This is a genomic window from Ruminococcus sp., assembly GCF_045129435.1.
Classification (GTDB): domain Bacteria; phylum Bacillota; class Clostridia; order Oscillospirales; family Acutalibacteraceae; genus Ruminococcoides.
In genome coordinates this window covers 1-11630 of record NZ_JBGVJL010000091.1, presented here as the reverse complement: position 1 = coordinate 11630, position 11630 = coordinate 1, and the positions used below count along the sequence as shown (strand labels likewise).

The window sequence follows — 11630 nt, the reverse complement described above, 5'->3', positions numbered from 1 at the left end:
AGAAATTTTAAGCGTTTCCGTAACCGTATTTTACATATGTTTTCTCACCAAATGCAAAAACAAGCGATAGCTTGATTTACTTTCGCTTGTTCATTTCAATTCTTCTTTTTCGGGTTTACCCCAACTATTGACATAGAGCCTTTCTTTTTTCTGATAACTGAGCCATCAGGAATTTTTACATCGCTCTTCATAGTAAGTTTTTGCATAGCATGCGGGGCAGACTCAACAGAATTTCCGTATTCGTCAGTAAGTGAAATACATTTTACATTAAACGGAATACCACTTGGCGGAAGAACATCAAGTGTGTCGCCAACAAGGAATTTATTTCTCTGTGTAATCTCTGTTGTTGTGTCATCAACAGATTTTTCACAAACTGCAACAACATCATAATGTCTGATATAACCGCCGTTGCCTGTAACCTGTCCGGGTTCTCTGCCAAAGTAAAAGCCTGTGTTGTATTCTCTGTGGCTGATTTTATCAAGCTCTTCTTTTATCCAAGGTTCAAGCACATAGCTTTCACCCTGTGCCATAAATCCGTCAACAGCGTGGCGATAGGCATTTGTTGTTACAGCTGTGTAGTAAGCAGATTTTGCTCTGCCCTCAATTTTAAGGCTTGATACACCTGCTTTTACAAGCTCCGGAATATGTTCAATCATACAAAGATCTCTTGAGTTGTAAAGGTATGTGCCGTTTGAGTCCTCTTCAACAGGGAAGTATTGTCCCTCTCTGTTCTCCTCAAAAAGATGATATTTCCAACGGCAAGGCTGTGCACAATCGCCGTGGTTTGCATCTCTGCCGGTCATATAGCTTGAAATAAGGCATCTGCCTGAGAATGACACGCACATTGCACCGTGTACAAAACACTCGATTTCAAGGTCTTTCGGAATTTTTGCTCTCATCTCGGCAATTTCATCAAGAGGAATTTCTCGTGCGAGTACAACCCTTGAAGCACCCATATTGTAAAGAACATTGGCAGTTGCATAGTTTGTAACACCTGCCTGTGTTGAAATATGTCTTGCAACCTTCGGAGCGTATTTTTTCGCAGCCTCAAATACGCCTAAGTCTGCAATAATAAACGCATCAACGCCACATTCCTGAGCATAGCTAAGATAGTCGGGCAAAAAATCAAGCTCGTTGTTTCTTGGCAGTGTGTTGCATGTAACATAAAGCTTTGCACCTTTTGCGTGTGCAAGTTCGCAAGCCTGTTTTAGCTGTGTGTTGTCAAAATTCTTTGATGCAGAACGCATACCAAACATTTTGCCTGCAAGGAATATCGCATCTGCACCGAAAGAAAGTGCAGAATTAAGGCATTCCATATCGCCGGCGGGTGCAAGAACCTCTGGTCTTGTAATCATATTATAATCTCCTAATTATTCAATATTTGCAAGATTTTCATTATGCTCATAAATTGTAGAAGCATAGTAAGCGTTTCCGTCCTTATCATGGCAGAAGAAATAGTAGTCGGTATCCTTTGGATTGAGTGCCGCAATAATTGCATTCATACCCGGGTTACAGATTTCACCTGCCGGTAAGCCCTCAAGAGTATATGTGTCGTAAGAGCTTTCAAATGTATCTCTTACATCTTCGGGAACATCTGCCTGAGTTCTGTATGGGTAGAACTTTGTAGAGTCAAGTCCAAGGTACTGCACACCCATATCCTCACTTGCATTAAGACGATTGTAGATGATAGATGAAATGTAGTACATATCGTCAGTATCGGCAGCCTCTGACTGAATGATTGAAGCTACTATCATAACCTGATCAAGAGTATAATCACTTCTGTTCTTCTTGAGCATTTCTTCAATAGTAGTTACCTTGTCATAACCGCTGACATCCTGCTTTTCTGTAAGTCTTGAATCATAGTTGTTGAGGAAACGGTAAATAACATTTTCAGCGTCCTCATTCTTGTAGAATGTGTAAGTATCAGGATATAGATAACCCTCAAGCTTGTAGTAACGGTCATCGGCATTATTAATATCCTTTAAGAATGAATATTCATCGTCAAATTTATTTGAATTACAAAGGTCAAGGAATTTGCCTTCATCATCAAGAGCACCCTTTTCCTTGAGAAGCTTAGCGATTTCAAGCACATTTCTTCCCTCAGGAATAGTAACTTCAACTGTGTCTGTGCGGTTTCCGCTGCTGAGCAAGAAGTTGATAATTGCCTCGTAGTCAAGATTTGTTTTAATATCATATGTACCCTGTGTAAAATCATCGTCAGCCTTTGTGAACTTTGCAAAGAGCTTGAAATAATTCTTGTCATCAATGATGTTGTTCTTTTCAAGAACCGCTGCAACAGTATCAAGGGTAGGATTTGCAGGGATTTCAATTCTTATATTTTTTTCTTCTGTACGATTGATTGCAAGCATATCGTCAATGCCGGCTACCAAGAACATACCTGCCATTGCACCAACGATTACTACAGATACAATCCAGATTACTCTGAAAACTCTGCGGTTACGCTTGTTTTTCGCTTTAGAAATTTTTTTGTCAATTTTCTTTTTCTTTTTTAATGCCTGCTTTGAGTTTTTTGCCATCTGCTCTTTTACATCTTCACCGCTGTAGGAATTAAGCTCCTCAGGCTCATTTTTCTGAGTTTCGGCAGGCTCATCATGAAAATCTTCGTCGTGAATATTTAAAGTAAAGTTTTTCACTCTTTCACGGCGTTTTTCTTCAAGGTTCTGAATGTTATTATCTTCGCTCACTTACACCATTCCTTTTTCAAATACATTTCGTGTATCGTTTGTGAATTTATCAGTAATTATTATGTCAACAGCTTTGTCATATATTCCGTGCGGAAGCTTCTGTTCAATACATTTTGAGTAGCAGAGCCCGACAGTTGTACCGATAAAATTCTGCAAAAATCTGTCGTAATACCCTTTGCCAAAGCCGAGTCGATAGCCGTATAAATCAAAACTAAGACCGGGCACAAGGCAGAGTGCGTCAGAATATTCTGTTATTTTTTCGCAAACTTCCTCATCAGGCTCCATAATAGAATATTTGCCCTCTTTTAACATATCGAGAGAATTTACCCTGTAAAAGTCCATTATCGGCTCGTTTTGTCTGCATTTTGGCAAGGCAAGAATTTTGCCGTCTGCAATGGTTTTTTCAAGAATAGGGAAGGTGTTTACCTCTATTGGCATTGATACAAATGCAAACAGAGTTTTACATTCCTTATATTCCTTTAGTTCAGTAAATTTCTCAAAAAGAACATTATCAAGCTTTTGTTTTAATTCCACAGAATAAGCTGTTCTGAGTTTTTTATGCTTTGCCCTGAGCAGATTTTTTTGCTCACGAATATTGATTATGGGCATTGCATATCACCGCAAACCTTGTTTGCAATTTCAGCGGACAAAGCTTTTTCTACAATAGCCTTGCCAAAGAGGATTGCACAGCCTGCACCCTTAGCAGTAATAACAGTGCCGTCAACCTCAACAGAAGAACCGGTATAATTAGCACCATCAAGCTCTTTTTCAAAGCCGGGGAAGCAAGTAGCATTTTTGCCCTTTAAAATTCCAAGGTTTCCTAAAACTGACGGAGCGGCACAGATAGCGGCTGTAATCTTACCGTTTTCAAAGCAATGAACAGCAGCTTTAGCAACAGCTTCCGATTTTATGAGATTAACAGTTCCAGGCATACCTCCGGGAAGAATTACGCCCTCAATATTTTCAAATGATATTTCTTCAGGCTTTAAGTCAGCTTTAACTGTAACTTTATGTGAGCCTGTAACATATTCGCCTGTAACACCGACAGTTTTGACCTCAAGCTTTGCTCTACGCATCATATCAAGTGGAGCGAGTGCTTCGGTTTCTTCAAAACCGTCTGCTAAAAATAAATAAAACATAGCAATACCCTTTCTATACTTAATTTAATGTAATTCCTATATAAATATCCGTTGGAGTGGCAATATCGTTTTTAAGCGGTTTTACCATACCGTATCGGATTTTTTGTGCATTTTTAAAGATGCCGTTGTGCGTAAACACAAAATGCTCTGCATTAGTTTTGTGCAAGATTTCATTTATAAGCCGTTTAAAGTATTTTTCTTTATAGTCAAAATAAAATACTTCGGCAGTATTTTCACTTTCTTCAATCAAAGCAAAGTAATTTTTATTATTAATTGATTTTATGTCATAAATCGAATAATAATCTGCGGAAAATCCTTTGAAATTATTATTCTGATTCAGAATATTATCATTTGTCGGATTTAATTCTTCAAAACAAATTAAATCTTCTCTTGTAAATTCTGAAATATAAGCCGAGCAATTTTCAATATAGCCAAGCTTTTGATAATAGCTGTAAAGCTTATCATTGGCAGGGAAGAGAAATGAATATTTATCTCCGTTATTTGCGGAATTTTCAAGTGCAAAGCCGATTAATTCACTCATTATTCCGTTTTTACGGAAATCTTTATGAGTTGACGCACCGCAAAGATAGTGTGCTTTTTGTCCTTTAAAACTTGTGGGCAAAAGATAAAGTGCGGATACTATTTTATCACCACACATTGCAATATAGGTTTGCTTAGGTGAAAAGCACTTATCAAAAAACAAATCTACTGCCTTTGGTTTTTCATCAAAAGAAGAAAGCCAAAGTTCTTTTAAAGCATTAATATCGGCTTTATCAGCGTTGGAATAATTAATTTTCATCATTCTTTAATGTAGCGTTATATCTTGCAAGCAGGATAATGGGATTGTATGAAAGCTTGGACTTTTTCAGTCCCTCAAGTCCCATATCTTCCTCACGATTTATATATTTGTATGAAGAAAGTGTTTTAGCAAATTCATTGTTGATTACGGCATAAATTCCGTCATACTCACGCAATGCCTTTTCAAAGCAGATGTCAAAGGCGATAGGGGAAATTTCGCAGCCAAGTGTCATTGCAACAGGCATGCTGTCAACATAAATAATTCCGCCACGCATTTTAAATTCATCAATATTATCAAGAGCCTCTCGGATTGCGTGCTTTTCCTCGTAATGTTCAAGGTCAATTCCATTTTCAGAGCACCAGTCAAGCATAACCTTATAGGCGTCCTCTTTGTTTGAATTTGTAATTTCTTCAAATCTAAAATTTGGATAAGAATTTTTAAATTTTGAAATATGATTTCGCTTTGCATGGAATTTTCTGCCCGATAAATTAATCAGATCTTCTGACAAGTAAACATATTCCTGATTTTCAGGAGAAAATTCATAGTAGAATTTTGATGGAAATAAGGTTTCAAGCCTTACCCTCTGAGCGTCTGTAAGCATTACTATAAAAGGCTCTTGTCCACGCTCCTTAGCATCTTGAATAATCGCCTCAACAGCCGGTTTTATGTCCTCGCCATGTGGCAGACAATATCCCCACACGCTGTTATCGTCATTAAAATATGCTTTGATAAGGCAATTATTGTAAAAAGCAAATTTAATATTATATTCGTTTCTCCAAAGGTAAGCACTTAAAATATTTGTGGTAAGTGAGATTCCCTCGGGGTTATCGTAATATTTCTGAAATGTGTTAATATCTGATTTTTCTATTAATCTGAAATTTAGCATAAATTATTTAAGTCAGCCGCCTTTTCTATTTCAGCCGCAATTACTTCAATCGGCTTTATTTCACCGTTTTCACAGCAGTTAATAACAATCCAACCGCATTTTTTTGCGGCATAAAGTGCAGATTTTCTGCACTCGAGCAGGAATGCAAAGTTTTTTTCGTGTAAATCCTTTTTGTTTTCGTCACCCTCGTAACGCTTGTTTATAAGTTTTTGCGAAACTTCAGGCTCAACATCAAGATAAATAATCTTATCTGGCTTTGGCACAGCAAGCTTGTTGTACTCAAAATCCTCCTGCCACTCAATAAAACTGTCCCAATCGGCTTTGTCAAGCTTTGACATCTGATAAATAATGTTTGAAGTAGCATATCTGTCGCTGAGAATTACAGAATCGCTTTCATAGTCCTTTTTCCAAAATTTAAGAAAGCTTGCAACTCGGTCAACGGCATAGAAAGCTGATGCGGCATATGCGTTTACATCATTCGGATTACTTCCGAATTCACCGCCCAGGTACATTTTTACAAGGGCAGAGCTTTCGTTTGCATAATCGGGAAACTCAAGCTTTTTTACTGTCTTGCTTGTTGCAGAAATTTTATCAAAAAGAATTTTTGTTTGAGTAGCCTTGCCGCTTCCGTCAAGTCCCTCAATAACAATAAACTTTGCATTCATATGTTTAATTCCTTATCTATTATTCTAAAAAGTAATTAAAATATTACTCTCTGCCGTATTTTTTGCGAACCTCTTTCATCTTGCCACAGCTCATTTTGCCCTCCGGACAAGCACCGAAAAGGCAGGCAGGACCGCAGTTTTTAAATAAATGAGGTGCAACCTCAAGACATTGCATAAGCATTTGCTCGGCAACCTCTCTGATTTCCCATTGAGCACGATTGCAACAGCGGTGTGCAAAAAAATTTGCAAGGCTTCTTGCATTGAATGTGCATACAATTTTTGTAGTAGAGGCATTAGGAAGAATAAATCTTGCATCCTCGTTAGCTTTCTTTACAAAAGCATTGAATTTTACTTTATTTTCATTTCTGTAATTTTCAATAATTTCTTCATCGGTGCCCTCTGCATTGCCTGTAGCTTCTCTGATGTAACCTGCCACGAGAGCGTCACGCACCTCACTGTAAGCCTGTGACTGCATTTCAATTACTTTATTGTATGCGGCAAGTGCTTTTTCGTTTTTTTGAATTTCCGGTGGTGTGACGAAGTCAAATTTTGTGCCGTCAACATAACGCTGTGACTGCTGACTGTAAGAAGCAATTCTGTGTCTTACAAGCTGATGTGAGCAGGCTCTTGAAATGCCCTCAATGCCAAAGGTAAAAGAAGCATGCTCAAAAGGACTGCCATGTCCGATATTTGAGAGCATATCTATAAAATCAGCGGTTTTTTCTTCGGTAAGACCATCTCTGATATTTGAAATTTCAGATGGAGAATAGCATAGCTTTGCTGCCATAGCTACCGTTTTTTCAGGTTGTGGTGTATAAGTAAGTAAAGTGACCTTTGCACTCAAAGTAATCTCCTCCAAAGTTTACATAAAAGCATATATAAATGTATTATATCATTTTATTACTCAATATGCAACAAAATTCACACGATTGTTACGGTAATCCGAAAGAAAAAATATCAGGAAATTTCTGATATTCACTTGACATTGTAAGCAATAAGTTTTATAATGCTACTGAATAAAAATTATATGTTATTGGCGTTGACGGGATTAGTTGTATCTGGTTCTTTTCAGAGAAAAGTCGGTTGGTGCAAGACTTTAAGAATATTTACAGCACGCTGCCCCTGAGCTCTGTGTGACTAAGCACAGCGTACATCTGCGTTAAGGATATGTAATCGCAAGATTACTCAAAGAGGGTGCTTTGCACCAATTTGGGTGGTACCGCAGGAATTATTCTCCTGTCCCATTTATGGGGCAGGATTTTATTTTGCAATTTTAAGGAGAGATTTTAATGGAATGGACAGGACTTAATGAACTTCGTGAAAAGTTTCTTTCATTTTTTGAGAGTAAGGGTCATTTAAGACTTCCAAGCTTTTCACTTGTTCCAAAGGACGACAACAGCCTTCTGCTTATAAACAGCGGTATGGCTCCTATGAAAAAGTACTTTACAGGTGAGGTTACACCGCCAAGAAAGCGTGTTACAACCTGCCAGAAATGTATTCGTACTCCTGATATTGAAAGAGTTGGTATTACCGCTCGTCACGGTACATACTTTGAAATGCTCGGTAACTTCTCTTTTGGCGACTACTTCAAGCACGAAGCTACAGCTTGGGCTTGGGAATTCTTTACAAAGGTTCTTGAAATGCCGGTTGACAAGCTTTATGTTTCTATTTACGAAAATGATGACGAGGCTTATAAAATTTGGACTGAGGAGATCGGTGTTGAACCATCTCATATGGTAAGACTCGGCAAAGAAGATAACTTCTGGGAGCATGGCTCAGGTCCTTGCGGTCCTTGCTCAGAAATTTATTTTGATCGTGGTGACGAAAAGGGCTGCGGTAAGCCTGATTGTCATGTAGGCTGCGAATGTGACCGCTTTGTTGAGGTATGGAACATCGTATTCTCACAGTTTGAAAATGACGGTAACGGCAACTACACTCCACTTGCTCACCCTAACATTGATACAGGTATGGGTCTTGAAAGACTTGCTTGCGTAATGCAGGGTGTTGATAACCTTTTCTTGGTTGATACTGTTCAGAATATTATGAAGAAAATTTCTGAAATTACAGGTGTAAACTACGGCGAGGATGATAAGAAGGATATTTCACTTCGTGTAATTACCGACCATATCCGCAGCACAACATTTATGATTGGCGACGGTGTTCTCCCATCAAATGAGGGCAAGGGTTATGTACTCCGCCGTTTGCTCAGAAGAGCTGCTCGTCATGGCAGACTCTTAGGCTATAAGGACGCTTTCTTATACAAGGTATGTGAAACTGTAATAAAAGAAAATGAAGTTGCATATCCTGAATTAAGAGAAAAGCAGGAGTTTATTACAAAAATTATCAGAGTTGAGGAAGAAAGCTTCCAAAAGACAATCGACCAGGGATTTAAGCTTTTACAGGGCATTGTTGACGATCAGGATATTAAGGTGTTGAGCGGTGAGGACGCATTCAAGCTTAATGATACTTACGGCTTCCCAATCGACCTTACAAGAGAGATTCTTTCTGAACAGGGCATTGATGTTGATGTTGACCGTTTCCACGAGCTTTTGAAAGAGCAGAAGCAGCGTTCAAGAGATGCAAGAAAGAAAGAAGACACAGATGCTTGGATTTCTGATTCAACAGATCTTTCCGATATTTCAAAAACAGAATTTTGCGGTTATACAGACCTTAACACAGGCAGCAAGGTTGTTGCTATTATTAAGGACGGTGTAAGAGTAGACAGCGTTGGTGAAAACGAAACCGCTCTTGTTGTTCTCGATAAAACTCCGTTTTATGCTGAAAGCGGCGGACAGGTTGGCGACACAGGTGTAATGGAAGCAGGTACACTTGAGGTTGATGTTGACGATACAACTAAGGACGCATCAGGTGTATATCTCCATTCATGTACAGTTAAGAGCGGTACACTCGAGGTTGGCACAGAGCTTCGTGCAATAGTTGATTTTGACAGAAGAGCAAATATTATGCGTAACCACACAGCAGCTCATCTTTTACAGGCTGCACTTCGTGAGGTACTCGGCAATCATGTTCATCAGGCAGGACAGCTTGTTACAGATCACTCGGTTCGTTTTGACTTTACTCACTTTGAGGCATTGACAGACGAGGAGCTTAAAAGGGTTGAGGATCTTGTAAACAAGAAAATTCTTGCTTCTATCCCTGTTGTTACAAAGGAAATGCCTATTGAAGAGGCTAAAAAGCTTGGTGCTATGGCATTGTTTGGCGAGAAGTACGGCGATGTTGTACGAGTTGTAAGCATTGGTGAATTCTCAGTAGAATTCTGCGGCGGTACTCACGCTACAAATACTTCAAGCCTTGGCTTATTCAGAATCCGTCAGGAAGGTTCAGTTGCTTCCGGTGTAAGAAGAATTGAGGCAATCACAGGTATTGGCGTTCTTCAGTATATGAACGATGTTCGTGAAACCGTACTTAATGTTTGCGAAACTCTTAAAATTTCAAATACAAAGGCACTTACCGAGGGTGCACAGAAGATTGCAACCTTACTCCACGACCAGCAGAAGGAAATTGCAGAGCTTAACACAAAGCTTGCTGCTATGCAGGTTGATAACCTCTTTATTAATTCTGAAATTGAAAACGGTGTAAGAATTATTGCTAAAAAGATTGACAATTCAAATGCTGACGCACTTCGTGCTATGTGTGAGAGAACGAAGGATGTTGCTCCGCTTTCAATAGTAGTACTTGCTTGCGAAAATGACGGCAAGGTAACATTTGCAGCTTCTTGCGGTAAAGAAGCTAAGGCTCTTGGCGTAAATGCCGGCAAACTTGTTAAGGCTGTTGCTCAGGCAGCAGGCGGTAACGGCGGCGGTAAGCCTGACCTTGCTATGGCAGGTGCCAAAAATCCTGAAAAGATTGATGAAGCACTCGCTATCGTTAAAGAAACCGTATATGGTATGATTAAGGCATAAATTTTGCAAGATTTTCATAATTTGATTTTTTAATGTCTGAAATTTTGCAATTTATTGCTGTTATTGTTTAGAACTACTAAAAACAGTACAGCAAAATTGTATAATAAAACAACGATAAAAAGAAATTAAAGTATTGAAGTTTTGTAATGTTTGATGTATAATAATTCCAATGGAATAGTGTATTCCTAAAAGTTAAAGAACAATGGAGGAGATTTAAAATGTTCAAAAAAGTAATGAGCGTTGCTCTTGCTTCTACATTAGTACTTTCAGCAGGTGCTTTAGTTGCAAGTGCTGCTGAAGCAGAAGACGCAGTAGCAGCTAACGATGAGTCTGCAGTAGCAGCTGATGATTCTTCAGCAGTAGCAGCAGGTGATGAGTCAGAAGTAGGTGCCGGCACAAAGATTTATTTCGATGTAAACAGTGCAGGTTGGAAAAACTACAAGAATATCTACTGCCACATTTGGAGAGCTGACGGCACAGGTACATGGACAAGCTGGCAGACAAGAAAAGAGTTATGTACAAAAGAGAGCGATGGCCTCTATTCTTATGATGTAACAAAGACAGGTAACGGCGATGAGATTCAGGCAGCAGGCAGCCACAACTACTACTGTGTAATCTTCAGTGCTGATACAGGTGTTCAGATTTACAACACAATCATGAACGGTAACTGCCTTGGCGATACTTGCTATGTAACAGGTAACGAGCTCGAGAACCCGGAGGATAACAACAAGAAGGCTACTGAGGCTGCATGGAAGAACAACCCAAGCTGTGGCCCACAGAAGGTTATTTCTTCATCATCAACAGTAATCGGTACAGCTCTTGCTGACGGTACAACAGATGTAACACTTATGGCTGACTTCCTTATCAAGTTCGTTTCAGAAGACGGTGTTGCTGATACAGGTAAGACAGATAAGTCACAGGATCTTATCAACCAGCTCAAGATTAGCCCAATTGATGTAATGGCTAATGTAAAGTTTAAGCTTAAGGAAGCTGTTTCTGCAGGTACAAAGACTCAGGAAGCTGCTGACAAGCAGCAGGCTACAATCGAGGGTATCCTTGGTAACTGCACAGACCCGACAAAGGGCGGTCAGAAGGTTGACAAGGGCGAGCTTGAAAAGACAGAGGCTAAGGACGACGCTAACGGCGGCAATAACAACAACAATAATAACAACAATAACAATAATAACAGCAACGGTAATGGCGGTAATGGCTCTAACTCAGTACAGTCAGGTCAGGAGACAACAATCTTCTTCGTATTCGCTGGCGTAATGGTTGCAGCTGCAGGCGTATTCTTCCTCGTTAGAAGAAGAGAGAACTAATTTATCTTAACAGATAATTAATACTTAATCACTTAGCTCCGCAGAGTTTTCTGCGGAGCTTTTTTGTATATCAAAAACTTTGTACTGCTTGCTTTTTTATCCTTTATATATTACAATGTAATTATCAATACAATTATAAAAACATTGGTTCTGTTTTAAATGTTGGGGTAACATTGATAAATTATGGTTTAGCA

General features: G+C 39.1%; 10 protein-coding genes and 1 other annotated feature. Of the genes, 2 read left to right on the top strand and 8 right to left on the bottom strand.

The window, feature by feature from the left end; translation table 11 throughout:
* Positions 1-95: 95 nt before the first annotated feature.
* Genes ACJMMI_RS04500 through thyX form a run of 8 tightly spaced genes read right to left on the bottom strand, consistent with a single transcriptional unit; the run spans position 96 to position 6981 of the window.
* Positions 96-1355, bottom strand: a complete 1260-nt coding sequence (locus tag ACJMMI_RS04500; RefSeq protein WP_405353939.1) for a U32 family peptidase — start codon at positions 1353-1355, stop codon at positions 96-98.
* A 15-nt stretch (positions 1356-1370) separates the two neighbouring features.
* Positions 1371-2705, bottom strand: coding sequence for an endolytic transglycosylase MltG (mltG, locus tag ACJMMI_RS04495; protein ID WP_405353938.1), 1335 nt, complete (start codon positions 2703-2705; stop codon positions 1371-1373).
* Positions 2706-3314: a 5-formyltetrahydrofolate cyclo-ligase gene (locus ACJMMI_RS04490; protein WP_405353937.1), complete on the bottom strand. Its 609-nt coding sequence runs from the start codon at positions 3312-3314 to the stop codon at positions 2706-2708.
* Positions 3305-3844, bottom strand: coding sequence for a DJ-1 family glyoxalase III (locus ACJMMI_RS04485; protein ID WP_405353935.1), 540 nt, complete (start codon positions 3842-3844; stop codon positions 3305-3307). Before ACJMMI_RS04485 ends, ACJMMI_RS04490 begins: the two co-directional genes overlap by 10 nt.
* A gap of 19 nt (positions 3845-3863) precedes the next feature.
* The gene (locus ACJMMI_RS04480; protein ID WP_405353933.1) at positions 3864-4646 is read right to left on the bottom strand and encodes a GNAT family N-acetyltransferase; all 783 of its coding nucleotides are present in this window, start codon (positions 4644-4646) and stop codon (positions 3864-3866) included.
* Positions 4633-5529: a DUF2156 domain-containing protein gene (locus ACJMMI_RS04475; protein ID WP_405353932.1), complete on the bottom strand. Its 897-nt coding sequence runs from the start codon at positions 5527-5529 to the stop codon at positions 4633-4635. The genes ACJMMI_RS04480 and ACJMMI_RS04475 overlap by 14 nt, the downstream gene beginning before the upstream one ends.
* On the bottom strand, positions 5523-6194 hold the full coding sequence (locus tag ACJMMI_RS04470) for a dTMP kinase (protein ID WP_405353931.1): 672 nt from the start codon (positions 6192-6194) through the stop codon (positions 5523-5525). Before ACJMMI_RS04470 ends, ACJMMI_RS04475 begins: the two co-directional genes overlap by 7 nt.
* Positions 6195-6237: 43 nt before the next feature.
* Entirely contained in the window at positions 6238-6981 is a 744-nt protein-coding gene (gene thyX, locus ACJMMI_RS04465) for an FAD-dependent thymidylate synthase (protein WP_405353941.1), read from the bottom strand.
* Between the two features lie 243 nt (positions 6982-7224).
* Positions 7225-7441: a binding site (T-box leader), on the top strand.
* Between the two features lie 42 nt (positions 7442-7483).
* Between thyX and alaS the strand changes: the two genes are divergently transcribed.
* Both alaS and ACJMMI_RS04455 read left to right on the top strand, forming a co-directional pair.
* Positions 7484-10117, top strand: a complete 2634-nt coding sequence (gene alaS, locus ACJMMI_RS04460) for an alanine--tRNA ligase (protein ID WP_405353929.1) — start codon at positions 7484-7486, stop codon at positions 10115-10117.
* A gap of 218 nt (positions 10118-10335) precedes the next feature.
* On the top strand, positions 10336-11436 hold the full coding sequence (locus ACJMMI_RS04455) for an LPXTG cell wall anchor domain-containing protein (RefSeq protein ID WP_405353927.1): 1101 nt from the start codon (positions 10336-10338) through the stop codon (positions 11434-11436).
* Positions 11437-11630 lie beyond the last annotated feature (194 nt).